The 25,465-nt window shown below is 32.1% G+C and carries 20 protein-coding genes; 15 read left to right on the forward strand and 5 right to left on the reverse strand.

Translation table 11 applies throughout. The features are described from left to right. From ACFQ1R_RS10475 to ACFQ1R_RS10485, 3 genes are all read left to right on the forward strand, one after another. The gene (locus ACFQ1R_RS10475) at window positions 1–2,007 is read left to right on the forward strand and encodes a glutamine--tRNA ligase/YqeY domain fusion protein (RefSeq protein ID WP_379926118.1); all 2,007 of its coding nucleotides are present in this window, start codon (window positions 1–3) and stop codon (window positions 2,005–2,007) included. Window positions 2,008–2,081: 74 nt separating this feature from the next. After that, on the forward strand, window positions 2,082–2,567 hold the full coding sequence (locus tag ACFQ1R_RS10480) for a DUF1761 domain-containing protein (RefSeq protein ID WP_379926119.1): 486 nt from the start codon (window positions 2,082–2,084) through the stop codon (window positions 2,565–2,567). Window positions 2,568–2,633: 66 nt separating this feature from the next. Continuing rightward, entirely contained in the window at window positions 2,634–3,791 is a 1,158-nt protein-coding gene (locus ACFQ1R_RS10485; RefSeq protein ID WP_379926120.1) for a GNAT family N-acetyltransferase, read from the forward strand. Window positions 3,792–3,842: 51 nt separating this feature from the next. Here ACFQ1R_RS10485 and ACFQ1R_RS10490 read toward each other — a convergent pair whose 3' ends face one another. Next, the gene (locus tag ACFQ1R_RS10490; RefSeq protein WP_379926121.1) at window positions 3,843–4,763 is read right to left on the reverse strand and encodes an SPFH domain-containing protein; all 921 of its coding nucleotides are present in this window, start codon (window positions 4,761–4,763) and stop codon (window positions 3,843–3,845) included. A 78-nt stretch (window positions 4,764–4,841) separates the two neighbouring features. Between ACFQ1R_RS10490 and ACFQ1R_RS10495 the strand changes: the two genes are divergently transcribed. Next, entirely contained in the window at window positions 4,842–5,525 is a 684-nt protein-coding gene (locus tag ACFQ1R_RS10495; RefSeq protein WP_379926122.1) for a hypothetical protein, read from the forward strand. Between the two features lie 217 nt (window positions 5,526–5,742). Here ACFQ1R_RS10495 and ACFQ1R_RS10500 read toward each other — a convergent pair whose 3' ends face one another. Further along, window positions 5,743–6,303 carry a dihydrofolate reductase family protein gene (locus ACFQ1R_RS10500; protein ID WP_379926123.1) on the reverse strand — a complete coding sequence of 187 codons (561 nt, stop codon included), beginning with the start codon at window positions 6,301–6,303 and terminating at the stop codon, window positions 5,743–5,745. Window positions 6,304–6,482: 179 nt separating this feature from the next. Then, the gene (gene gltX / locus ACFQ1R_RS10505) at window positions 6,483–7,994 is read right to left on the reverse strand and encodes a glutamate--tRNA ligase (protein ID WP_379926124.1); all 1,512 of its coding nucleotides are present in this window, start codon (window positions 7,992–7,994) and stop codon (window positions 6,483–6,485) included. Between the two features lie 91 nt (window positions 7,995–8,085). On the opposite strand from gltX, the gene ACFQ1R_RS10510 reads away from it, so the two are divergent. The 5 genes from ACFQ1R_RS10510 to ACFQ1R_RS10530 all read left to right on the forward strand — a co-directional run bounded on the left by ACFQ1R_RS10510 (window position 8,086) and on the right by ACFQ1R_RS10530 (window position 15,623). Beyond that, a complete protein-coding gene (locus ACFQ1R_RS10510) occupies window positions 8,086–11,487 on the forward strand; it encodes a DUF4175 family protein (protein ID WP_379926125.1) in 3,402 nt (1,133 codons plus the stop codon). Continuing rightward, window positions 11,480–11,890, forward strand: a complete 411-nt coding sequence (gene ybeY, locus ACFQ1R_RS10515) for an rRNA maturation RNase YbeY (protein WP_379926126.1) — start codon at window positions 11,480–11,482, stop codon at window positions 11,888–11,890. The genes ACFQ1R_RS10510 and ybeY overlap by 8 nt, the downstream gene beginning before the upstream one ends. 85 nt (window positions 11,891–11,975) lie before the next feature. After that, window positions 11,976–13,847, forward strand: a complete 1,872-nt coding sequence (gene mnmG, locus ACFQ1R_RS10520; protein WP_379926127.1) for a tRNA uridine-5-carboxymethylaminomethyl(34) synthesis enzyme MnmG — start codon at window positions 11,976–11,978, stop codon at window positions 13,845–13,847. A 173-nt stretch (window positions 13,848–14,020) separates the two neighbouring features. Beyond that, window positions 14,021–14,881: a class I SAM-dependent methyltransferase gene (locus ACFQ1R_RS10525; protein ID WP_379926128.1), complete on the forward strand. Its 861-nt coding sequence runs from the start codon at window positions 14,021–14,023 to the stop codon at window positions 14,879–14,881. A gap of 226 nt (window positions 14,882–15,107) precedes the next feature. Further along, a complete protein-coding gene (locus tag ACFQ1R_RS10530) occupies window positions 15,108–15,623 on the forward strand; it encodes an OmpH family outer membrane protein (RefSeq protein WP_379926129.1) in 516 nt (171 codons plus the stop codon). 74 nt (window positions 15,624–15,697) lie between these two features. Here ACFQ1R_RS10530 and ACFQ1R_RS10535 read toward each other — a convergent pair whose 3' ends face one another. Further along, a complete protein-coding gene (locus ACFQ1R_RS10535) occupies window positions 15,698–16,852 on the reverse strand; it encodes a DNA polymerase III subunit (protein ID WP_379926130.1) in 1,155 nt (384 codons plus the stop codon). Between the two features lie 341 nt (window positions 16,853–17,193). Between ACFQ1R_RS10535 and ACFQ1R_RS10540 the strand changes: the two genes are divergently transcribed. From ACFQ1R_RS10540 to ACFQ1R_RS10550, 3 genes are all read left to right on the forward strand, one after another. Next, on the forward strand, window positions 17,194–18,381 hold the full coding sequence (locus tag ACFQ1R_RS10540; protein ID WP_379926131.1) for a phosphoglycerate kinase: 1,188 nt from the start codon (window positions 17,194–17,196) through the stop codon (window positions 18,379–18,381). A gap of 140 nt (window positions 18,382–18,521) precedes the next feature. Further along, window positions 18,522–19,976 (forward strand): LysM peptidoglycan-binding domain-containing protein, encoded by a 1,455-nt coding sequence (locus ACFQ1R_RS10545; RefSeq protein WP_379926132.1) that lies wholly within the window; start codon window positions 18,522–18,524, stop codon window positions 19,974–19,976. 22 nt (window positions 19,977–19,998) lie between these two features. Next, the gene (locus tag ACFQ1R_RS10550; protein WP_379926133.1) at window positions 19,999–21,009 is read left to right on the forward strand and encodes a DUF4837 family protein; all 1,011 of its coding nucleotides are present in this window, start codon (window positions 19,999–20,001) and stop codon (window positions 21,007–21,009) included. Between the two features lie 69 nt (window positions 21,010–21,078). Here ACFQ1R_RS10550 and tatA read toward each other — a convergent pair whose 3' ends face one another. Continuing rightward, window positions 21,079–21,261, reverse strand: a complete 183-nt coding sequence (tatA, locus tag ACFQ1R_RS10555) for a twin-arginine translocase TatA/TatE family subunit (protein WP_379926134.1) — start codon at window positions 21,259–21,261, stop codon at window positions 21,079–21,081. 114 nt (window positions 21,262–21,375) lie between these two features. Between tatA and ACFQ1R_RS10560 the strand changes: the two genes are divergently transcribed. Genes ACFQ1R_RS10560 through ACFQ1R_RS10570 form a run of 3 tightly spaced genes read left to right on the forward strand, consistent with a single transcriptional unit; the run spans window position 21,376 to window position 25,465 of the window. Continuing rightward, window positions 21,376–22,245 (forward strand): M23 family metallopeptidase, encoded by an 870-nt coding sequence (locus tag ACFQ1R_RS10560; protein ID WP_379926135.1) that lies wholly within the window; start codon window positions 21,376–21,378, stop codon window positions 22,243–22,245. Beyond that, the gene (locus ACFQ1R_RS10565; protein ID WP_379926136.1) at window positions 22,246–23,742 is read left to right on the forward strand and encodes a GH3 auxin-responsive promoter family protein; all 1,497 of its coding nucleotides are present in this window, start codon (window positions 22,246–22,248) and stop codon (window positions 23,740–23,742) included. It abuts the gene before it with no gap. 37 nt (window positions 23,743–23,779) lie between these two features. Beyond that, entirely contained in the window at window positions 23,780–25,465 is a 1,686-nt protein-coding gene (locus tag ACFQ1R_RS10570) for a DUF6909 family protein (RefSeq protein WP_379926137.1), read from the forward strand.

The raw sequence follows: 25,465 nt of genomic DNA on the forward strand, positions 1-25,465 counted from the left end.
ATGTCTGAAGAAAAAAAATCACTCAACTTTTTAGAGCAAATTATAGAGAAAGATTTAGCTAGTGGCATGCCACAAAACAAACTTCGTTTTCGTTTTCCGCCAGAGCCTAATGGTTATTTACACATTGGGCATACAAAAGCTATAGGTATAAGTTTTGGTTTGGGAGAAAAATATAATGCGCCAGTAAACCTTCGTTTTGATGATACCAATCCTGCCAAAGAAGAACAGGAATATGTTGATGCTATAAAGGAAGATGTTGCTTGGTTGGGTTATAAATGGGATAAGGAATTGTTTTCATCCGATTATTTTCAGCAATTATACGATTGGGCAGTACAATTTATTAAAGAAGGAAAAGCCTATGTAGATTCGCAAACTAGTGAAGCTATGGCAGAACAAAAGGGTACACCAACACAACCAGGTGTTGATGGTCCATACAGAAATAGAAGTGTTGCCGAAAATTTAGAGTTATTCGAACGTATGAAAGCGGGCGAGTTTGAAGAAGGCACACACATTTTACGTGCAAAAATAGACATGCAACACCCAAATATGTTGATGCGCGACCCAATTATGTATCGTATTTTAAAAAAGCATCATCATAGAACTGGAGATGATTGGTGTATTTACCCAATGTACGATTGGACACATGGTGAAAGTGATTATATCGAACAAATTTCACATTCATTATGTTCATTAGAATTTAAACCTCACAGAGAGCTTTACGACTGGTTTTTAGATCAAGTAGTAGACAAAACGTTAGTAAGACCTAAACAACGCGAGTTTGCGCGCTTAAACCTAAGTTATACCATTATGAGTAAACGTAAGTTGCTTAAATTGGTTGAAGATGGTATTGTACGTGGTTGGGACGACCCACGAATGCCAACTATTTCTGGATTACGACGCAGGGGTTATACACCAAATTCACTTAGAAAATTTGTAGAAACCGTAGGTGTTGCAAAACGTGATAATATTATTGATGTATCACTTTTAGAATTTTGCATTCGTGAAGATTTAAATAAAACAGCACCACGTGTTATGGCTGTTTTAGACCCTACAAAACTGGTTATTACAAACTATCCAGAAGATAAGGAAGAATGGTTGGAAGCTGAAAACAATCAAGAAGATGATAGTGCAGGTTTTAGAAAAGTGCCATTTTCACGAGAATTATACATTGAGAAAGACGACTTTAAAGAAGAAGCAAATAGCAAATATTTCCGATTAAGCTTAGGTAAAGAAGTTCGATTAAAAAACGCCTACATCATTAAAGGTGAGGGTGTTAAAAAAGATGCCGAAGGAAATATTACTGAAATACACTGTACCTATTCTGAAGATACCTCTAAAAAAGTAAAAGGCACCTTGCATTGGGTTTCTATAAAACATGCTATAAAAGCAGAAGTTAGAGAATACGACCGTTTGTTTATGGATGAAGCGCCAGATAGCTACCAAGACAAAGATTTTATGGAGTTTTTAAATCCTGAATCGTTAAAAATGGTAGAAGCTTATGTAGAACCAAGTTTACTTGAAGCTAAAGTAGGCGATAGGTTTCAGTTTCAACGTTTAGGGTATTTTAATGTTGATAACGACTCAACTTCATCAAAATTAGTATTTAATAAAACGGTTGGATTGCGTGATACTTGGGCAAAACAAGAGGCAACAAATACCGTTGAAAACAAGCCCATTCAACAACAAACCACTAATTCGCAACCACAACGAAAAGCCATTGATGTTATTCAGCAATTAGGAAAAAAATACACCAATCTTCCTGAAGAAAAACAGTTGAAAGTAAAAGCTGAAATTCAGCAATTAGCGAAAGATGTTAGCTATGACGAGTTACAACCATTATTTAATACCGCAGCAAAAAAAGTTGGAACGCGCATAGCAGTTGTGCTAACTTTGGGTGTTTTGATTAAAAATGGCTTACAACGTAATAATGAGATTGATGATTTTATTACAAATGCTTTAGAAGATTCTAACACAAATTTAGTAGAAGAAGCAAAAGCAATTAATTAGCTTTAAGTGACTTAAAATAAATTATGTGTCATAAATTTTGATATATTTAACATCTAACTTTAACTATTAGTATTATGGATTTTTTAAACATTTATGCAATTCTAGTAGCAGCAGTTTCTGCTCTAGTTGTGGGCTTTATTTGGTATAATCCAAAAGTTTTTGGAAACGCTTGGATGCAAGCGGCAGGTTTAACAGAAGATCAATTAAAAGGCGGAAACATGGCTAAAATATTTGGTTTAGCCTTATTGTTTGCTTTTTTACTTGCAAGCGCATTACCAGCAATAGTGGTGCATCAAATGGGTGCATTAAGTTTAACTGGTGGCGATTCTAGCAAAGCATTACAATCTTATTCAGATTTTATGACCGATTACGGAAATAATTTTAGAACCTTTAAACACGGTGTTTTACACGGTGTAATAGCTGGTATATTTATAGCATTACCAATTTTAGGCACCAATGCATTGTTTGAACGTAAAAGCGCCAAATACATCTTTATAAATGCAGGCTATTGGATAGTTACACTTGGTATTATGGGCGGCATTATTTGTGCTTGGAAATAATAATTTGTAAACTTTTAACATACATAAAGACTGAAGTGTTTTAACTTCGGTCTTTTTATTTTTATAGTGAAATCATTTCAAATTTATTATACCGTTGAAAGCCTTCCAAAAGCATGGAATAGCATAGTTGCACACGATGTTTTTCTTCAAACAAGTTATTTAAAAGCACTTGAAGAAGCATCACCAAAAAACATTCAATTTTTTTATGTTGGTGTTTTTAAAAATGATGTTTTAGTTGGTATTGCTATTATTCAAAGAGTTCAATTATATCTAAAAGATATGTTCAGAACCATAAAAGTATCTTGTACAAAAGAGTTTTTTCGCGATGTGGTTTCAAAAATATTAAAAGGCAACATTTTAGTAGCGGGAAACTTAACGCATACAGGGCAACACAGCTTGTTTTTTCAAGAAGAAAACATAGCACAGCATGAGTATCTAAAGTTGATTTTTGAAGCTTTAGAAACGATTAAAAGCGATATAAAAGCAAAACAAAACAAAACCATTCGTGCTATAATGTTTAAAGATTATTTTGAAGAAGACACCATTCATTTAGAACATAACTTTTTCAAAATAAATAAACTACATAAGGTTACTGTACAACCTAATATGATAATGCCTATAGATGAAAAATGGGTAACAATGAACAATTATATTTCGGCTTTAAACAAAAAATATAAATCAAGATACAAACGTGCTAAAACAAAGTTAGGTTCAATTACATGTGAAGAATTAAGTTTAGAAAGCATTCAGCAAAACTCAAAAAAACTTCATCAATTGTACTTAAATGTGTCTAATAACGCGAAGTTTAACACCTTTTTATTACCTGAAAATCATTTTTATAGCTTAAAGAAACACCTAACAAACAATTTTAAAGTTTTTGGCTATTATTTAAATGATGAATTGGTTGGGTTTTACACCTTAATATTGAATGCTACTACCTTAGAAACCTACTTTTTGGGTTATGATTCTAAACATCAATATAACAACCAACTGTATTTAAACATGTTGTATGATATGGCAAAATTTGCTATTGAAAATAACTTTAAAAATGTTGTGTATGCCAGAACCGCTATGGAAATAAAAAGTTCGGTAGGCGCGAAGGCAAAAACCATGCAGGTTTATATAAAACATACCAATAGTTTTATAAATGCGCTTTTAAAACAGATTTTTAGTTTAATGAACCCAAAACAAAACTGGGAAGAACGCCATCCATTTAAAGCATAAAAAAACCTCAAAACAGTTACGTTTTGAGGTGTTTGTTTAGTTCAATTAAAACTATTCTTTTTTCTTTCTTGTGTTTTTCATGGCTTCACCAATTTGGTTACTTGCTGTAAAACTTGCAACCATATCGTTTAGCATTTGGCTTCCAGCCTGTGGCGAATTTGGTAATAATATTAAATTACTATTTGTTTCGCTACCAATAGCTTGTAAAGTATCGTAATGTTGTGTTACAACAATAAGCGCAGAAGCTTCTTGCGAGTTTATACCAACACGATTTAAAACATCAACAGATTCTTCTAAACCACGTGCAATTTCACGACGTTGGTCTGCAATACCTTGTCCTTGTAAACGCTTACTTTCTGCTTCGGCTTTTGCTTTTTCAACTATTAAAATACGTGCTGCATCACCTTCGTATTGAGCCGCAGTTTTTTCTCTATCAGCAGCATTAATACGGTTCATGGCCGCTTTTACTTGAGCATCTGGGTCAATATCGGTTACAAGAGTTTTAATAATATCGTAACCATATTCCATCATAGCATCGTTTAATTCGGCTTTAACTGCAATGGCAATATCATCTTTTTTCAAGAAAACATCGTCTAATTTCATTTTTGGTACTTCAGCACGCACCACATCAAACACATAACTTGTTATTTGATCGTGCGGATAATCTAGTTTGTAAAAAGCATCTTCAACTTTATCTTTTATCACTTTAAATTGAACAGATACTTTTAGTTTAACAAACACATCGTCTTTAGTTTTGGTTTCAACAATAACATCTAATTGTTGAATTTTTAAACTTAATCGGCCTGCAACCTTATCAATTAATGGAATTTTAAATTGAAGACCAGATTGACGAATACTTAAAAATTTTCCGAAACGTTCAATAATAGCGGCAGATTGTTGCTTAACGGTAAAAAAGGACGAGATTAAAATAATCACTCCAAGAAAAATAAATGGATAAAGATAAAAGTTCATAATATGTTATTTAAAATGGTTAAAAAAATGGTAGTTACTAAAAAAAGTTATATTTGTTCACACAACCCTAAAGGTACAATGAAAAAATTACAACTTATCTTATTAGTAGTTATATTACTATGTTTTGTTACAGAAAGTTTTGCACAAAAAGGAAATTACCGAATAACCAATGGTATAAGCATTACTGGAGCTATTACAAAGTTTGATATTGCAACCGATAATTTTGCCACCAAACAAGGTGATGGTTTTTTAGGTGGTTTTACCGCCACGGTTGATATTCCTCATAAATGGTATAATGTAAGTTTTGGCATGCAACTATCAGAAAGTACTTTGGGTGTATCTGCACGACCATTACCAATTGTAGCTAATAGTGAGTTTATTGATTATAAAGTGTTTGCTGCTCAAGTAGCTATGTTGCTGCATGTTAAGGTTATACCAAATTATTTTACGATTGATTTTGGTCCTATGCTACAATACAATGGCGATATGGAATTGAAGGATAAGGGTAAAGAAAATTACTTTGTTGATAATTATTTAAACTTAACTGCTGAAGATATTACTACAATTTCTCAATTTAATTTTAATGGTGCAATTGGTGCATCGGTAGGATTTAAGTTTTTTAAATTGAAAGCACAATATATTTACGGTTTCACCAACATTTTAAATAAACTAGAAGGCGAAAGTTTAGATACTACTGGCGGAAATGCTCGTTTTAAAGGTAACCAAAATATGCTGGTTTTGGGCGCTATGGTTTCTTTTTAAAATTCCTGCGTAGGCAGGAATCTCATAATTTGCATGATGTATTTATAATGAGCAAAGCTATGGTTTTTGTTTAGTGATTTTGGAGTAGGTTCGTTTAAACGTGTTTGTCTGCGAGGATTTTCCGAAGGAAAATCAGAAGCTAGTAAACGAACAACTAACGTTGCTATAGCTAAAACTTGCAATTTTTTTATACACTGTTATGCGCTGGCTTTATTCTTTAATTCACTTTGGGTTTATAATAAAGCAAGATTGTTCCACTTTTAAAAACTTTGCTTTTTGTCAGTTCGAGGTTTATATTATTACTCAGATTGTTCAAAATCGGTTCTCCTTTTTCAATGAATATTGGGTCAACCATTATTTGATATTCATCTACTAAATTCGCATTCGAAAGTTGTTTTAAAATCTTTCCGCTCCCTAAAAGTGTGATGTTCTTTTTACTCGTTTTTTTTAATTCCGTTATTCTTTCTATAAGGTTTTCATTTATGATTTGAGTGTTTTTCCAATCAGTTGATAGTAAGGTTTTAGAAACGACAATTTTTTCAGAATTATTCATTCCATCTGCAACTTCGGGAAAAGAGTCATAAGCCATTTGAGTTGGCCAAAAACTTTTCATCATTTCGTAAGTTACTCTGCCGAATAGAAGTGCGTCTTTAGATTTTAAGCTCTCAACGGAATATTCCGCCTCTTCTCCTCCGTGTTGGTGCCAATTTATATCCTCGTTAATTCCTTTATAAAATCCATTTAAAGAAATGAATGTGAATGATGTCAATTTTGCCATAATTTTAATCTATTGTTGTTTTTCAGCTTACAGAAACTTTAATGATATGAATCCGTTTTTAATGATTTATATCACACCTTAAACGAAGTTAGATTTTTTTTCTGACAAAATCAAGCATAAAAAATCCTCTTTTATTTTACATAAAGAGGATTTTTAAATTTAAAAATGGGTTTAAGTTTTTATAATGTTTTTACCAAGGTTTCAATACGTTTAATGGTTTCAGCTTTTCCAATTAAATACATAATATCAAAAACATCTGGTCCTTGTAATGCGCCAACTAATGCAATTCGTAATGGCATCATTACTTGCCCAAAACCTATATTATTAGCGGTTATCCAGCCTTTTATTTCGGTTTGTAGGGTTTCTACTGAAAAATTATCAATTGTGTTTATAATGGCGCTTACAGAAGTCATTAATTCTGCTGTATTGTCTTTAAATGCTTTTTTTGTTGCTTTTTCATCGTATGATGATGGTGCTTCAAAAAAGTAAGCACTCAACTCCCAAAAATCGGACACAAAAGTTGCTCGTTCTTTAATTTTGCTAACAACAAGTGCTATATAGTTTACGTCAATATCGGCTAATTCTGCATGTTGTTTTTTAAATGTTTTGGCCAGTTCATCATCGTTTTGTTCTTGCATGTAATGGTGGTTAAACCATTTAATTTTATCTGGATCAAAACGTGCACCAGATTTGTTTACGCGTTCTAATTCAAATGCTTTTATTAAGTCATCTAAATCAAAAATTTCTTGTTCCGTTCCAGGGTTCCAACCTAAAAATGCTAAAAAGTTAATCATCGCCTCTGGGAAATAGCCATCTTCTTTATAACCTCTGGATACTTCTTCGGTTACAGGATCTGTCCATTGTAAAGGAAATACAGGAAACCCTAATTTATCGCCATCACGTTTGCTTAATTTTCCTTTTCCTGTTGGTTTTAAAATTAATGGTAAATGTGCAAATTCTGGTTTTTCCCAACCAAAAGCTTCATACAATTGGTAGTGTAATGCTAATGATGGTAACCATTCTTCACCACGAATAACGTGTGTAATTTCCATTAAATGGTCATCAACAATATTTGCTAAGTGGTAGGTTGGCATGCCATCGCTTTTAAACAAAACTTTATCGTCTAAAATGTTGGTGTCTATTTTTATATCGCCACGAATAATATCTTTTAGATGCAATGTTTCGTCTTGCGGACTTTTAAACCTAATAACATAATCATCACCAGCTTCAAGTTTTGCTTTTACTTCTTCCGCGCTAAGCGATAACGAATTACTTAATTTTAAGCGGTTGTGCCAGTTGTAAATAAAGGTTTTTCCTTTGGCTTCATGCTCTGTTCTGTGGAAATCTAAAGTTTCCGCAGTATCAAAAGCATAGTAAGCTTTTCCAGAAGCAATTAATTCTTCAGCGTAAGCTTTGTATAGATGTTTGCGTTGACTTTGGCGGTAAGGACCAAATTTTTCGTTTTTGTTAATACCTTCATCAAAAGGAATTCCGCACCAGTTTAGCGCATCAATTATATATTGTTCTGCACCTTCAACATAGCGGTTTTGGTCTGTATCTTCAATACGAAGTATAAATGTACCATTATGTTTTTTAGCAAATAAATAATTGAATAAAGCCGTACGAACACCGCCTATATGTAATGGGCCAGTTGGGCTAGGTGCAAAACGCACACGAACAGTTTTGGTCATGTTTTAAAATTTTGCTGCAAAGATACAATTAACACATTATTATAATCACTGTAAAAAATAAAATTGTAGTTTAGTTGGTTAAATACAAAAGATGCAGAGTAATTTTAAAAACATACAAACCAAACTTGAAGCGTTTATTAGGCGCTATTATACAAACGAGTTGCTTAAAGGTGCCATTTTGTTTTTCGCCATTGGTTTGTTGTATTTTTTATTTACGTTGTTTGTGGAACATATTTTATGGTTAAATACCACAGCGCGTGCCATTTTGTTTTGGCTGTTTATTGCTGTTGAATTTGGTTTACTTATCAAATTTATTTTTATGCCTTTAGCGAAACTTTTTAAGCTACAACAAGGTATTAATTATGAAACGGCTTCAAAAATTATAGGCAAGCATTTTCCTGAAGTGAATGACAAGTTATTAAATGTTTTACAATTGCGCCAAAGCACAGAACAATCAGAACTACTGGTTGCAAGCATTGAACAAAAATCGTTAGAATTAAGTCCAATACCTTTTAAACTAGCGGTTAATTTCAAAAAGAACATTCCGTATTTAAAGTATGCTGCAATTCCGGTTTTAATTTTATTAATTACGTTTTTATTTGGAAAAACAAATTGGTTTAGTAATAGTTTAGAACGTGTAACACATTACAAAACAGCTTATGAGCCGCCGGCACCATTTCAGTTTTTTGTGGTGAATGATAATCTAAATGCTGTTGAGAATAAAGATTTTAAATTAATTGTAAAAACGGCTGGTGATGTTATTCCAGAAAACGCCGAAATAGTTTATAACGATGAAACTTATTTTTTAAAACAAACCGGCATTGGTGAATTTGAATATGTGTTTTCACAATTAAAATCGTCTGTAGAATTTCAATTAACATCCAATAACGTTACCTCTAAACCATATACCATTACGGTTGTAGAAGTGCCAACCTTGTTAAGTTTTGAAATGGTTTTAGATTACCCAGAGTACACAAAAAAGAAAGATGAGACTTTAAAAAGCACAGGAAATGCCATTGTTCCTGAAGGCACATTAATCACTTGGAAATTAAATACAAAAGCTACCGATAAGGTGCGCTTGTTTGCTAATGATACAACAGCATTTGCATATGAAGAAACGGGTGTTTTTAAAACATCTAAACGTGTTCATAATAATTTGAATTATGCCATTAGTACAAGCAACAAAACTTTAAAGAATTATGAAAATTTAGCCTTCAATATAGATGTCGTTAAAGATGAATATCCTGTAATAAACGTAAAAGTGAAAACCGATAGTTTAGATTTACAATCGTTGTATTTCCATGGGCAAATTAGCGATGATTATGGTTTTAGCAAACTTCAACTGGTGTATTATCCTAATAACGATGAATCTAAAAAGCAAGTTCAAAATATTGCTTTTTCCAATTCAAACGTTTCAGAATTTATAAACGCATTTCCTAACAATTTGAATATTGAGGCTGGAGTTTCGTATGAATTATACTTTCAAGTATTTGATAATGATGTTGTTAAAAAGTTTAAAAGCACAAAAAGTAATGTGTTTCAGTTTAGAAAACGTACTAAAGAGGAAGAAATTAATAAACAACTTAATGAACAAAGCGAGTCGATTAAAGATTTTAATAAATCATTAAAAAAGTTTGATGAGCAGGATAAACAATTAGAAGAACTATCTAAAACTCAAAAGGAAAAAACACAATTAAATTTTAATGATAAAGCAAAGTTGGAATCATTTTTAAAGCGTCAAAAACAACAAGACGATATGATGAAAAATTTCAACAAAAAACTTAAGGATAATTTAGAAGAATTTCAGAAAGACAAAAAAGAAAAGGATGTTTTTAAAGAAGATCTAAAAGAGCGTCTAAAAGAGAATGAAGAACAACTTAAAAAAGATGAAAAACTTTTAGAAAATTTAAAAAAATTACAAGATAAAATTAATAAAGAAGAGCTAACCCAAAAGCTTGACGATCTAGCTAAACAAAACAAAAATAAGAAACGTAGTTTAGAGCAATTACTAGAACTTACTAAACGTTTTTATGTTGAAAAGAAATTAGATAAGCTTAAAGATGATTTAAAAACATTGGCAACTGAACAAGAAAAATTATCGAAAGAATCGGAAGATAAAAACACAAAAGAAAAACAAGAAAACCTTAATAAGGCGTTTGATGATTTTAAAAAGCAATTAGAAGAACTTAAAAAAGAAGGTAGTGCATTAAAGAAACCCATAGAAATACCACAAGATAAGCTAGAAGAAAACGCCATCCAAAAAGAGCAACAAAAGGCATCTGACGCACTTGAACAAAAAGACAAAGCACAATCTCCAGAAAATAAAAGCAGTAGCCTTAAAAACGCTCAAAACAGTCAAAAAAATGCTGCTCAAAAAATAAAAAAGTTAAGTGAGCAAATGCAAAGTGCTATGCAGGCGGCAGGAGGCGAACAAATGCAAGAAGATGTAGAAATGCTTCGTCAAGTACTGGATAATTTGTTGTTATTTTCATTTGAGCAAGAAAAGTTAATGAAACAGTTTCAAACGGTTGATGGTACGCATAGTAAATTCGCAACTTTTCTTAAAAAACAAAACAGTTTAAGAGAACATTTTGAACATGTTGACGACAGTCTTTTTGCGCTATCACTTCGGCAACCAAAACTTTCAGAACAGGTTAATAAAGAAATTACAGACGTGTTTTACAACATAGATAAAGCTCTTGGTTTCTTTGCTGAAAGTCAAGTTTATCAAGGCGTTTCTAACCAACAATTCACAATTACCGCAGCCAATAATTTATCAAATTATTTAAGTGATGTTTTAGATAATATGCAGGAAAATTTAAGTATGTCTCAAGGAAAGGGTGGAAAAGGAGAAATGCAATTACCAGATATGATTATGAGTCAAGAACAACTTAATAAGATGATGGAAGAAGGCATGAAAAAAGGCAATGAAGGTAAGCCAAAAGAAAACGGTGACGGTAAAAAAGAGGGCGATAAGCAAGGTGAAAAAGGTAAAGAAGGTAATCGTGGTAAAGACGGCGATAAACAAGGCGAAGGTAAAGAAGGGAATAAATCTGGTGATGGTGAAGGAACAAATGATTCTATGAATGGTTTATTATATCAAATTTACCAACAGCAACAAGAACTTAGAAACGCTTTAGAAGATAAGTTAGCAAAAGAAGGTATTAAAGGAACTGGAAGTGCTTTAACCAGAAAGATGGAAGAAATTGAAATGGATTTGCTAAATAAAGGTTTTACGAAGCAAACATATCAAAAAATGTTAGATTTGAAACACCAACTATTAAAGCTTGAAAACGCATCGTTTCAACAAGGTGAAGAAGATAAACGAGAATCTAAAACCAATCAAGATAATTTTAATAATACTTCTACAAATCAAATTCCAACAGCAAAGCAATATTTCAACATAACCGAAATATTGAATAAACAAACATTACCTTTGCAACAAGTTTATAAAAAGAAAGTAAAAGAATATTTTAACCAAACAAATGATTGATTTTAATTACGAAACCGATTTTTTACTTGATGATGAAGCAAAAATTAGCGACTGGATTGGTAATGTTGTTAAAGATGAAGGTTGCACATTAGAAGAAATAAATTATATTTTTTGTGATGATGATTATCTTCATAAAATTAATGTTGAATTTTTGCAACATGATGATTTAACGGATATTATCAGTTTTGATTATTCAGTCGGAAAAAATATACAAGGCGATATCTTCATTTCCGTAGAACGTGTAGCAGATAATGCTAACGATTTTAATGTTTCTTTTACTGAAGAATTGCATCGCGTGTTAGTTCATGGGGTTTTGCATTACTGCGGTTATAAAGACAAAACAGATGCAGATGCTAAACAAATGCGAGATAAAGAAAATCACTATCTATCTAAGCTTGTTTAGTATTAAGTAAATCGGTGTATATTTGCAAACTCAAAATTTTAAAACACTAATTGTTCCACGTGGAACATTACAATAAAACGAAGTTATGTTTAATGAAGTTTACGATGTTATAGTAGTTGGTGCTGGTCATGCAGGAAGCGAAGCTGCTGCTGCTGCTGCCAACATGGGAAGTAAAACATTACTTGTTACAATGAACCTTCAAAACATTGCACAAATGTCTTGTAACCCTGCCATGGGTGGTATTGCAAAAGGACAAATTGTTCGCGAGATAGATGCGCTTGGTGGTTATAGTGGTATCGTGTCTGATACGTCTGCTATTCAATTTAAAATGCTAAACAAATCTAAAGGGCCAGCAATGTGGAGTCCAAGGGTTCAAAGCGATAGAATGCGTTTTGCTGAAGATTGGCGCTTAATGTTAGAAGCTACTCCAAACTTAGATTTTTATCAAGAAATGGTTTCGGGATTGTTAATTGAAAACCACAAGGTAGTTGGTGTTAAAACGTCGCTTGGTGTTGAGATAAAAGCAAAATCTGTGGTGCTTACAAACGGCACTTTTTTAAACGGTTTAATTCATATAGGTGATAAGAATTTTGGAGGTGGTAGAGCAGGTGAAAAAGCAGCTACGGGTATTACTGAACAATTAGTTTCTTTAGGTTTTGATTCTGGAAGAATGAAAACAGGAACGCCACCAAGGGTTGATGGACGTTCACTAGATTATTCAAAAATGATTGAACAACCTGGTGATGAAAACCCTGAAAAATTTTCGTATTTGGATGTTACAAAACCATTACAAAATCAGCGTTCTTGTCACATGACTTATACTAGTGAATTGGTGCACGATTTACTTCGCGAAGGCTTTGATAGATCGCCAATGTTTAATGGTCGAATTAAAAGTTTAGGACCTAGATATTGCCCATCTATTGAAGATAAAATTAATCGTTTTGCAGATAAAGATAGGCATCAATTATTTGTAGAACCAGAAGGTTGGAATACATGCGAAGTGTATGTAAATGGTTTTTCAACATCACTTCCAGAAGATGTTCAATTTAAAGCATTACGTTCAGTTGTAGGTTTTGAAAACGTGAAATTTTTTAGGCCAGGTTATGCTATTGAATATGATTACTTTCCACCAACACAATTAAAACATACTTTAGAAACAAAGCTAATTGAAGGTTTGTATTTTGCAGGACAAATAAATGGTACTACAGGTTATGAAGAAGCGGCTTCTCAAGGTTTGATGGCTGGTATAAATGCGAGTTTAAAAGCGCATGAAAAAGACGCTTTTACATTAAAAAGAGATGAAGCTTATATTGGTGTTTTAATAGACGATTTAATTACTAAAGGTACAGAAGAACCATATCGCATGTTTACATCTCGTGCGGAATATAGAACTTTGTTGCGACAAGATAATGCCGATTTACGTTTAACGCCTAAAGGTTTTGAGCTTGGTTTAGCTAGTGAAAAGCGTTTGCGAAGAATGGAAGAAAAACATGATGCTGCAGAAAAATTTGTTGAGTTTTTTGCTCAAACAAGTGTGAAGCCAGAAGACGCAAATCCTGTTTTAGAAGCTAAAGAATCGTCGTTAATTAAACAGTCTGATAAGATGTTTAAAATATTTTCAAGACCAAACATAACCATTGATGATATGCGCAATTTTAGTTTGGTTGAAGATTATATTAAAGATAATGATTTGGATAATGAAATCATAGAGCAAGCTGAAATTCAAATAAAATACGCTGGCTATATTTCAAAAGAAAAGAATAACGCGGATAAATTAAGTAGGTTAGAATATGTAAAAATACCTTCTGATTTTGATTACTCGCAAATCAAATCTATGAGTTTTGAAGCGCGTGAAAAGCTTAGAAAAATACAACCAACAACAGTTTCTCAAGCATCAAGAATAAGCGGAGTATCACCAAACGACATTTCTGTTTTGTTGGTCTATATGGGGCGATAAACTCCAGTGAAAATTAATATATTTTTAATTAATACTTGTTGTTAAATAATATATTAATAAGGTTGTTCCACGTGGAACATGTGTTTTTTAAAACAAAAACGTCATTGTGAGAAACGAAGCAATCTCATAAAATTAAACTAGAATAAAATTATTAAATCATTATTGAATTCGTGGTGAACAAAAACAAAGAAAACATATATATAAAAGTAAAAGACTTTTCCGTTTCAGGAGAAGTTTTTGATTTAGAAGAAAACCAAGAATTCGGTTTTCTTGAAACAACACCACAACCAGCTTCTGATAAATTATCTGATTATTACAAAAGCGACGATTATATATCACATACAAATTCAAAAAGAAATTTATTTGAAAAAGTATATCATATAGTAAGACACATTTCTGTAATTCAAAAATTGAAATTAATTAACAGTTTTTCTTCTTCTTCTGAAAAAACACTTTTAGATGTAGGTTGTGGCACAGGCGATTTTTTACAAGCTGCAAAAAATAATCATTGGGAAATTTTTGGTATTGAACCAAACCAAGAGGCGAGAACCATTGCTAATATAAAAACAGATAATGCCGTTTTTAATACCCAAAAGCTTTCTGAATTTGAGAGTAAATCTTTTGATGTTATTACACTTTGGCATGTTTTAGAGCATTTACCAAATTTAGAAGAACAGATAGCTATTTTTAAAAAATTATTAAAACCTCAAGGTATTTTAATAATTGCCGTGCCAAATTACAAAAGTTATGATGCTAATTATTATAAAGAGTTTTGGGCAGCTTATGATGTGCCAAGGCATCTTTGGCATTTTAATAAAGCATCAATTTCAAAATTATTTTTAAAGGCTTCTATGCAGGTAACAAAAATTAAACCCATGTATTTTGATGCGTTTTATGTAAGCATGCTTTCCGAAAAGTATAAAAATGGCAAAATGAATTTTTTTAAAGGTTTTTGGCTTGGTTTAATTTCAAATATAAAAGCAATCCAAACAAAAGAGGCTTCTTCGTTAATTTATGTTATAAAAAACAAGTAAAAATTAATTTTAAGCCTTTTTAAGCCTTTTCAATGGGTTAAACATATAAATACTAGCCTTTTTTTTGAAAGTTGATTTAAAAGCGTGTAGCGAATTCATTTTCGATAGCTATCAACTATAATTATAATTATTTAGTATAGATTTTAACTATTTTTTAAAATCGGTTAAATTTCTACTTTATTTCTAGTTTACTTTATTACTTTTGCTTTCGTTAAAAACTAAATAAATGAAAAATATATTTTATGTTGCAGCAGTAGCGTTTGCATTAACTGCTTGCCAAAATGAATCGAAAATTGGATTTGTTGATAATGGCATAGTAATAAACGACTACCAAGAAAAAAAAGACGTTGAAACAAAATTTCAAGCAAAAGAAGAAGCTTTTAGAAAAAAAGCTGATAGTGTTGGAAAAGAATTTCAATTAGAAGTTCAAGAAACGCAATTAACAGCTCAAAAAGCAGGACAAGCAAAAGCACAGGAGTTAATGGGTGGTTTACAACAAAAACAACAATTGCTTCAACAAAAAATGCAAATGGAGCAACAACAGTTACAACAGGAGTTTCAAACCGAAATTGACTCGGTAATTAGTAAAGTAAAAAAGCATGTTAAAGCTTACGGTAAAAAGAATGGTTATACATACATTTTAGGAACAAGTGAAGGTGCTGCAACAGTAATGTATGGAACTGAAAAGAATGATTTAACTAAAATTATTTTAGAAGAATTAAATAAAGAATACAAAAAATAATTTTTTGTAAAAACTTAATAATCAATAAATTAACCTCTTTTAACACATGTTTTAAAGAGGTTTTTTTATGGTGTTTACTCAGCCTTTTTGTGAAGCAGTCTAGTTAGTTTAATAGACAAATCGGTTAATATAATTTTAGAGTTTCCATTGCGCTCAATGTGGTAAATAGCATTTTGTAGTTCGTCGCTAATCTCTAAAATATTGTTTCCGTGTACAAAAGGCGCAAAGTTTTCAAGCTTAAATTTTTCGGTTTTAGGTTCTAAAAAAACCAGTTCGTTTGCATTATAATTCATTAATAGTGCTTGCCTAAAAAAGTCTAAGCAAAAATTTAAAAATTGCTTTTGGGTTTCTCTACCGGTTTTAGAGATATCGTCGCTCCAAGAAATTAAATCGTGAATAGCGGCTTTATTGCCTTTGGCTTTAAATGCACTACGAATCCAGAAAATAAACCACGTTTCAAACTGAATATCTTCAGAATCTTGATACACCAAATCGCATGCTTTATTATAATTTCCATTAGCTTGATGTGCAATTTTTGTGGCAACCGAACTTTCTAAACCATACTGTTTTATCAAGCCGTTTTTTATCACTTCTTCAGCTAATGGCGGAAAATGTAACACTTGGCAACGCGAGCGTATTGTGTTGATAATCTGCTCTTCATCTTCAGCAATTAAAATAAAAACGGTTTTATTTGGTGGTTCTTCAATAAGTTTTAAAAGCTTGTTTGCACAGGCAGTATTCATTTTTTCAGCCATCCAAATAAGCATCACTTTATAACCACCTTCGTATGATTTTAGAGCCAATGCTTTTACAATATCTTGCGCTTCATCAACACCAATTTGCCCTTGTTTATTATCAACACCTAGCAATTTATACCAATCAAATAAATTTCCGTAAGGTTGTTCTTTTAAAAGTTGACGCCATTCTTCTAAATAATGACTTGAAACAGGATGACTTTTAGCCTTATCACTAGTAGTAACAGGAAATGCAAAATGTAAATCTGGATGTGAAAAACTCTTAAATTTTATGTTACAAGACTCATTTCCAGTACTATTATCACCATTAGTATTACCGCACAAAATATACTGCGCATAAGCAATAGCCATGGGCAAGGTACCACAACCTTCAGGTCCAACAAATAATTGTGCATGCGGAATTCTACCATTATCAACACTTTGTGTTAAATGGTTTTTAAGGTGTTCTTGTCCTAAAATATCTGTGAAAAGCATCGAACAAACCTACACAATTTTTATTACATCTTAAAACGCAATTTTTGTCGTTCTTGAGCAGGTATAAATCTATAACCTAGATAAAAATACAAACCGATATGTGATTTTTTAAATTAAAATTAAATCACTTAAGAAATTGATTTAAAAATAATTTCAAGCTACATCGTTTTCGTTTAAAAACAGGTTTTGTAGCACTATTTAATTAGTTACATTTGTAAATCAAATACTTAAAAAATAATATTTATATATAATGAAATCGCGTTTATCAAAAACAAAAAGCAAATTAAAATTATTGTAAAAGCGATTCCATAAAACCAAAAAAAAACAAATAAATACCTTTTATGAAAACGCTTAACGATTTTAATTTCGAAAACAAAAAAGCATTAATTCGTGTAGATTTTAATGTGCCTTTAAATGAAAACTTTGAAGTAACTGATGATACCCGAATAGTATCAGCAAAACCAACAATTATTAAAATTTTAGAAGATGGCGGAAGCTGTATTTTAATGTCGCATTTAGGACGTCCAAAAGGCGTTCAAGAGGAGTTTTCATTGCGCCATATTGCAAAAAAAGTTGAAGAAATTTTAGGCGTAAAAGTAAAGTTTGTAGATGCGTGTGTAGGTGAAAAAGCAGCGGCAGCAGCTGCAGCTTTACAACCAGGAGAAATTTTATTACTAGAAAACTTACGTTTCCATAAAGAAGAAGAAGCTGGTGATAAAGCATTTGCAGAACAATTATCAAAATTAGGCGATATTTATGTAAATGATGCGTTTGGTACAGCGCACAGAGCGCATGCATCAACTACTATTGTAGCGGCATTTTTTCCAAAAAACAAATGTTTTGGTTATTTATTAGCACAAGAAATTGAAAGCATAAACAAAGTATTGAAAGATGGTGAAAAACCAGTATTGGCAGTACTTGGTGGCGCAAAAGTATCTTCAAAAATTACCATTATTGAAAATATTTTAGATGCTGTAGATCATTTAATTATTGGTGGTGGTATGGCATTTACATTTATAAAAGCGCAAGGTGGAAAAATAGGAAACTCAATTTGTGAAGATGATAAACAAGAATTAGCTTTAGATATTTTGAAAAAAGCAAAAGCTAAAAACGTGCAAGTTCATATTCCTGTTGATGTGATTGCTGCCGATGCTTTTAGTAATGATGCTAACACGCAAGTTGTTGATATTGATGTAATTCCAGATGGTTGGGAAGGTGTTGATGCTGGACCAAAATCCAGAAAACAATTTCACGATGTTGTTATGCAATGTAAAACCATCCTTTGGAATGGTCCATTAGGCGTTTTTGAAATGGAAAGTTTTGCTGGCGGAACTATTGAATTAGGAAACTCTATTGCTGAAGCTACTAAAAATGGTGCGTTTTCACTTGTTGGTGGTGGAGACTCAGTTGCTGCTGTTAAACAATTTGGTTTTGAAGACAAAGTAAGCTACGTAAGTACTGGTGGTGGCGCAATGCTTGAAAGTTTAGAAGGTATTGTCTTACCAGGAATAGCTGCAATATTAGAATAAAGTTAATTAAGTTTTTATTTTAACTTAAAAAATACGAATTTAGCCATAATATCGTTCAATATAACCAAATGAATAGATTTATGGCTTTTCGATTTTTTATAGCAATATTATTTTTAAATATTACATTGTGTTTTTCGCAAATGAAAGACACGATTTCCGTTACAAACAAAAAAACAGATTTAAAACAGCTTCGTACTCAAAAAGATAGTCTTTTAATTAGAAAAGTAGAGGTTGATTTGTATGCTTCTGATTTAGATGATAAATGGCTTGAAGAACTGTATAGCAATTCATTATACGACACCATATATAGCTCAATTACAGATATTTCGTTTGAAGAGGTTGATTACCCTGAACTTTCAACCGAATTATTAAAATCTAGATTAGCAGATTTAAGTTCAAGAACACCTTTCAATGTAGAATATAATCCAGCATTAGAAAGCGTTATAAAATCGTATTTAAAAAACAGAAGAAGCTCCTTTCAAAAACTTATCGATTTAAGTGCTTTTTACTTCCCAATGTTTGAGCGTGAATTAGATATTCATGATCTTCCACTTGAAATAAAATATTTAGCCATTGTAGAATCGGCATTAAAACCAAGAGCAAAATCTAGAGTAGGTGCTGCTGGTTTATGGCAGTTTATGTACACAACAGGAAAAATGTACGGATTGGATGTAAGTAGTTATGTAGATGAACGTAGCGACCCAATAAAATCTACCGAAGCCGCAGCAAAATATTTATCAAAACTTTACGAAATTTTTGGCGATTGGGATTTGGCACTTGCAGCCTACAATTCAGGTCCTGGAAATGTTACAAAAGCCATTCGTCGCTCAGGTGGTTACCAAAATTATTGGAATATAAGACACAATTTACCACGCGAAACAGCCGGTTATTTACCAGCATTTTTAGCAACCATGTATATTTTTGAATATGCTGAGGAACATGGTTTTAAAAAACCAAAACCAGAAGTAGCTTTTTTTGAAACCGATACGATACGAGTGAAGCAGATGATTACTTTAGATCAAGTTTCGGAATTTACAGGCGTTGAAATGGAAGAATTACAGTTTTTAAACCCATCATACAAACTTGATATTATTCCTTATGTAAAAGGTGAAAATTATATTCTTAGATTACCAAGAAGGGTAGTGGGCGATTTTGTTAGTAATGAAGATTCCATATATGGTTTTGCAACAGAAGAATTCAATAAGCGTGAAAAACCAATGCCTCAGTTGTTTGAAGCCGATTCTAAAATTACCTATAAAGTTCGGTCGGGCGATTTCTTAGGTCGAGTTGCTAGAAAGTACGCCGTTCGAGTAAGTGATATAAAAAAATGGAATGGTTTACGCAGTAATAATTTGAAAATTGGTCAACGATTAGTTTTATATCCAAAAAACGCACGTTCAATTACAACTTCAAAATCAAGTAAAACAAAATCTGTCTCCAAAAACGCAAAAACTTATACAGTTAGAAATGGAGACTCATTATGGAGCATATCTCAAAAATTCCCTGGAGTTTCTGTTCAAAATATTAAAGATTGGAACGGTATTAGTGGTAGTAAATTAAAACCAGGAATGAAACTTAAGGTTTCTAAAAGTTAATGTTCCTTAAACCTAAATTTAAATGATGCGAAATATACTTTTTTCAGCAATTTTACTAACTGTTTTAGTATCCTGTAAAGAAAAAAAATCGTCTGATGACAAAATTATTCTAGATTCATCAGGTAATATTAACAATGTATCGGTTGTTTTAGACAACGAATTGTGGGATGGTAGCATAGGCGAAACCATAAGAAATGTATTGGCAGCACCTATTTACGGGTTACCACAAGACGAACCCATGTTTACTATTAGCCAAATTCCACCATCGGTATTTTCAGACTTTGTTACAAAAAACAGAACGATTTTAAAAATTGAGATTAAAAAAGAAGCAGGTATAGATATTTTAAATAATGTATATGCGCAACCTCAAAAAGTTATTGTTGTTTCTGGGAAAACTAGACAAGAAATTATAGATATAATTAACAGTAATGCACCTAAAATAGTTGAAACATTTAGAAAGGAAGAGCTTGCTGAAAGGCTACGCCAAATGAACAAATCGCCTCACACGTACAAGTCTATACAAGAAAAATTAGGATTAACCATTCAATTTCCTTCAGCATATAGAATTGCAAAATCAAGTGATAATTTCTTTTGGATTAGAAAAGATATTACCACAGGAACTACCAATTTAATGCTTTTTACAGTGCCTTTTAACGATATTAAACGAAATGATAGTTTAGCAAATCAAATAATTAAAATAAGAGATTCTGTTGCAAAACAACATATAAGAGGAAGGCAAGATGGCGAAATGAATGCTAATGGTGAAAAAATTGAGTCTTACATGACTACTGAAAAAGCCTATGCGCCTTTTGTAAAAGAAACAATAATAAACAACAAGCCAACCATAGAAACCAAAGGTTTGTGGGATTTAAAACAAGATTTTATGGGTGGACCATTTATAAACTACGCCATTGAAGACAAAATAAACAAACGATGGGTTATTGTAGAAGGTTTTGCTTTTGCGCCATCGGTTGAAAAACGTGATTATATGCTAGAACTTGAAGCCATTATAAGAACAGTTAAAATAGACTAGCTTTCGCATAAAACGAAAAAAGACCAACGCATCACGTTGGTCTTTTTTTATATTAAAAAGCCTGATAAATTACTTTTTATCTTCTTTTTTGTCGTCTTCTCTACTAGCATCCTTAAACTCTTTAATACCGCTACCAAGTCCTCTCATTAATTCAGGAATTTTTTTACCTCCAAACAATAACAAAACAACTACGATTATCAGTACTACTTGCATTGGGCCAATAGCTCCTAAAAATATATCTATAGAAATCATAACTATTAATTTTATGTTGCAAAGTTAATAATTAAAGTTTAATAAAACCGTTTTATAGAGAACTTTAGCATAAAGCATTAGTCTTGCAATTATTTTATTTAATTTTGTTAAAATATGGATACCAAGAAACCCGAAAAAAGAAAGATAAAACGCAAGTTGCTCGATAAGTATAGGCTTATAATACTTAACGAACATACGTTTGAAGAACGTTTATCAATTAAGTTAAACCGCTTAAACGTGTTTGTTTTAGGGTCTTTATCTGCCATTTTTTTAATTGCAGGTACTACCATGCTTATTGCATTTACACCTCTACGGGAATATATACCAGGATATTCTTCGGCTGCTTTGAAAAAAAAAGCAACCGAACTTAACTATAAAACCGATTCGTTACAACAAGTAATAGCTATGAACGACCGTTTTTATGCGTCAATAAAAAAGGTTTTGCAAGGTGAAGTAAGCACTGTAAACGTTACAAGAGATTCTATTATTGAAGCCGTAAGGTTAGAAGCAAGTGAAGTAAATTTAAGAGCTTCAAAAGAAGATTCTATTTTAAGACAAAAAGTAGATAAAGAAGATAAGTACAACCTATTTGAAACAGCTACACCAGCATCTAACTTTGTGTTATTTCCACCAGTAAACGGAACAATAAGTGATGGTTACAATATAAAAAAGAAACATTACGCAGTTGATATAGTAGTTGCAAAAGGAACGCCAATAAAAGCAACTGCCGATGGTATAGTGGTTTTTGCAGAATGGACCGCTACTACAGGCTATGTAGTTATTTTAGAACATAGTTACGGGCTAATATCAGTATATAAGCATAATTCGGCTTTAACAAAAACACAAGGAGATTTGGTTAAAGCAGGCGAAGTTATTGCTGCTGCGGGCGATAAAGGCGAATTATCAACAGGACCACATTTGCATTTTGAATTATGGAATGATGGTTACCCAATAAATCCAACCAACTTTATAGATTTTAAATAAATGATTTCAATAAAATCGGCTTTAGCAAAACCTTTTGCAAAACGTGTATATTACAACATTCAAAAGTGGGCTAAAAAACCTTTTGAAACGCAAGAAAAGGTCTTTCAAAATCTAATTTCCGAAGCAACAAGTACCCAATTTGGTAAAGACCACGATTTTATAAGTATAAATAATCATGCCGATTTTGTTAAACGTGTACCAATTAGAGATTACGAACAATTAAAACCTTATGTAGAACGCGTTGTTGCAGGTGAAGAAAACATTCTTTGGAAAGGAAAACCTATTTATTTCGCTAAAACATCGGGTACAACATCGGGCGCAAAATACATTCCTATTACTAAAGAAAGCATGCCGTTTCATGTTGAAGCTGCTAGAAACGCTATTTTAATGTACATTAATGAAACAGGTAATAGCAAATTTGTTGATGGTAAAATGATTTTTCTACAAGGAAGCCCAATTCTTAAAGAACAAAATGGTGTTCAATTAGGAAGGCTTTCAGGCATTGTTGCTCATTATGTGCCTAAGTACCTTCAAAAAAACCGTTTACCATCATGGGAAACAAATTGTATTGAAGATTGGGAAACAAAAGTTGATGCTATTGTAGAAGAAACTCTGCCGGAAAACATGACTATTATTTCAGGTATTCCATCATGGGTTCAAATGTATTTTGAAAAACTTCAGCAAAAAACAGGTAAAAAAGTAGGCGATATTTTTAAAAACTTCAATCTTTTTATTTTTGGAGGTGTTAATTATGAACCGTATCGCGCCAAATTTGAAAACTTAATTGGTAGAAAGGTTGATAGTATAGAATTGTATCCTGCAAGTGAAGGTTTTTTTGCGTTTCAAGATAAACAGAGCGAAAAAGGCATGTTACTTCAGTTAAACTCAGGTATTTTTTATGAGTTTATTAAAGCCGATGAATTTTTTAACGAAAACCCAAAACGAATTCCTTTAAAGGATGTTGAGGTTGGCGTAAATTATGTAATGATTATTTCAACCAACGCAGGGCTTTGGGCATACAATATTGGCGATACTATAGAGTTTACATCTACAAAACCATATCGCGTTATCGTTTCAGGCAGAATAAAACATTTTATTTCAGCTTTTGGAGAACATGTTATTGGTAAAGAAGTTGAGCAAGCCATGCAAGAAGCTATTTTAGGCACCAATATTCAAATTACAGAATTTACAGTAGCGCCACAAATAAACCCTACTGAAAACGGATTACCATACCACGAATGGTTTATAGAGTTTGAAAATGAACCTGAAAATCTTTCAGATTTTGCTTCAAAAATTGATGAATCACTTCAAAAACAAAACATTTATTATTTTGATCTAATTAAAGGCAAAGTACTTCAACCACTTAAAATAACAAAGGTTAAAAAAGGTGGTTTTCAAGATTATATGAAATCTATTGGTAAGTTAGGTGGGCAAAATAAACTACCAAGGTTATCAAATGATAGAAAGATAGTTGAGGGTTTTCCACACATAAAATAAACCAAATAGTAGTATATTTGGCAAGTTAAAAACAAGTATGAGTAACAAAAAGCATCACGAAAGAACAAGAGCACAAGAAAGCTCGAACGCCATTGAAAGGATGTATATTACTATGCGTCATTTGTTTAACCGTGGTTTTTACAAGCCAATGGGTATTTCTGGTGAAACATTAAGGCAATCTTTATTGCTTTTACGTCCAGAAATTTATGGCTCTATTGGAGAAGAAAAAGCAGAATTAGAAGGCTTGCTTTATGTAATTGATAGGCTTCCTATAGGTATTGAAGAATGTACCTTTATCAATTTAACAAGTGATGAAGGCTATGCCAATTCACATTTTAAAGCCATAATTCCAGAAAAAAGACGACGTAATTGTTACCGAATTGATGCCGAACAAATGAATATTGAGATAACACGCGGTCGTTCGGAAATCTATGATATTTTAACGCACATTACCTTTATTTTTATTGAATCGCACAAAATTAGTAACCGGGTATTAATTGATGAAAGTGGTGCTACAACAAGAGATTGGAAAAAGCTTGAAAATGCTGTTTCATCAAAAAAGAAACTCACGCAAGAAGAACGCGAAATAGCCATAACCCATACAGCCAATATTTTAGGACGTACGTTTAATGAACTACGAACCGTTTACCATGATTTTGCAACACCAGAACAACCAGAGCGTTTATTACACATTGTATATTGGTTAGGTAAATTAGCCATTGAGGAGCAAATTAATAACAACAAACGAACCGTTACATTTAGTCCTGTTTTAAGAGAACGATTAGGGCATCATATACATGGTGAAATTTGGGCAGATATAATAAAAGAAACGCTTTATAAAAACAAGCTGCTAGAAAGACCATTGCATATTATTAGCGCAAACATGCATAGCGTTATGAATACCTTGTATGCGCCTTTAGCTTTAAAAACGGCAACAACAAAAGATATTTACACCGTTTATGAATCTTTAAGTAAAAAAGAGAATAACGATTTACGAAGTAAAATCACTAAAGAAGCCTTGCAAAATGGCATGATTTATATTGAAGATACTTCAGGAACAAAAATAGATGTTCAAATTTTTGATACGTGCAAAATAGATATATCAAAATTAGATATTAAAGTTGATGAAGAAATTATAAAATCTGAAAAACCAGTTATTTTGGTAATGGACTATGCTTTTGGAGAACAAGCTTATGAAACTATAGACGAATTATTAAAACCTTACAAAGTAAAAGGAAATAAAATTCATATGAATGTAGAATCTATTTCCATTATGGGAAAAGCTGGTATTTTAGAAGGAGGTAAAGGCGATATTATGATACCTACAGCTCATATTTTTGAAGGCACTGCTGATAATTATCCTTTTCATAATGAACTATCAAAAAAAGACCTTGAAGGGAATGGTATTGATGTTTATGAAGGCACTATGATTACTGTTTTAGGAACATCATTACAAAATAAAGACATTTTAAAGTTCTTTTTCAACTCCACATGGAGTGTTATTGGATTAGAAATGGAAGGTGCTCATTACCAAAAAGCTATTCAAGCAGCATCAAAAGTACGAGGCAGTATTGGTCAAAATGTAAAAGTAAGATATGCTTATTACGCTAGTGATAACCCATTAGAAACAGGTGCTACATTAGCATCTGGTGGTTTAGGAACAACTGGTGTAAAACCAACCTATTTAATTACAAGAAAAATAATAGAACAAATATTTAATTAA

It is taken from the genome of Mariniflexile jejuense (assembly GCF_042675665.1).
Classification (GTDB): Bacteria; Bacteroidota; Bacteroidia; order Flavobacteriales; family Flavobacteriaceae; genus Mariniflexile; species Mariniflexile jejuense.

What these genes read in the sequence shown, in the direction of transcription:
- ACFQ1R_RS10510 (WP_379926125.1), top strand. Translation starts at nt 8,086, where the DNA reads ATGCAGAGTAATTTTAAAAACATACAAACCAAACTTGAAGCGTTTATT.
- ACFQ1R_RS10475 (WP_379926118.1), top strand. Translation starts at nt 1, where the DNA reads ATGTCTGAAGAAAAAAAATCACTCAACTTTTTAGAGCAAATTATAGAG.
- ACFQ1R_RS10560 (WP_379926135.1), top strand. Translation starts at nt 21,376, where the DNA reads ATGGATACCAAGAAACCCGAAAAAAGAAAGATAAAACGCAAGTTGCTC.
- gltX (WP_379926124.1), bottom strand. Translation starts at nt 7,994, where the DNA reads ATGACCAAAACTGTTCGTGTGCGTTTTGCACCTAGCCCAACTGGCCCA.
- ACFQ1R_RS10565 (WP_379926136.1), top strand. Translation starts at nt 22,246, where the DNA reads ATGATTTCAATAAAATCGGCTTTAGCAAAACCTTTTGCAAAACGTGTA.
- tatA (WP_379926134.1), bottom strand. Translation starts at nt 21,261, where the DNA reads ATGATTTCTATAGATATATTTTTAGGAGCTATTGGCCCAATGCAAGTA.
- ACFQ1R_RS10540 (WP_379926131.1), top strand. Translation starts at nt 17,194, where the DNA reads ATGAAAACGCTTAACGATTTTAATTTCGAAAACAAAAAAGCATTAATT.
- ACFQ1R_RS10550 (WP_379926133.1), top strand. Translation starts at nt 19,999, where the DNA reads ATGATGCGAAATATACTTTTTTCAGCAATTTTACTAACTGTTTTAGTA.
- ACFQ1R_RS10500 (WP_379926123.1), bottom strand. Translation starts at nt 6,303, where the DNA reads ATGGCAAAATTGACATCATTCACATTCATTTCTTTAAATGGATTTTAT.
- ybeY (WP_379926126.1), top strand. Translation starts at nt 11,480, where the DNA reads ATGATTGATTTTAATTACGAAACCGATTTTTTACTTGATGATGAAGCA.
- ACFQ1R_RS10570 (WP_379926137.1), top strand. Translation starts at nt 23,780, where the DNA reads ATGAGTAACAAAAAGCATCACGAAAGAACAAGAGCACAAGAAAGCTCG.
- ACFQ1R_RS10480 (WP_379926119.1), top strand. Translation starts at nt 2,082, where the DNA reads ATGGATTTTTTAAACATTTATGCAATTCTAGTAGCAGCAGTTTCTGCT.
- ACFQ1R_RS10530 (WP_379926129.1), top strand. Translation starts at nt 15,108, where the DNA reads ATGAAAAATATATTTTATGTTGCAGCAGTAGCGTTTGCATTAACTGCT.
- ACFQ1R_RS10490 (WP_379926121.1), bottom strand. Translation starts at nt 4,763, where the DNA reads ATGAACTTTTATCTTTATCCATTTATTTTTCTTGGAGTGATTATTTTA.
- ACFQ1R_RS10495 (WP_379926122.1), top strand. Translation starts at nt 4,842, where the DNA reads ATGAAAAAATTACAACTTATCTTATTAGTAGTTATATTACTATGTTTT.
- ACFQ1R_RS10535 (WP_379926130.1), bottom strand. Translation starts at nt 16,852, where the DNA reads ATGCTTTTCACAGATATTTTAGGACAAGAACACCTTAAAAACCATTTA.
- mnmG (WP_379926127.1), top strand. Translation starts at nt 11,976, where the DNA reads ATGTTTAATGAAGTTTACGATGTTATAGTAGTTGGTGCTGGTCATGCA.
- ACFQ1R_RS10545 (WP_379926132.1), top strand. Translation starts at nt 18,522, where the DNA reads ATGAAAGACACGATTTCCGTTACAAACAAAAAAACAGATTTAAAACAG.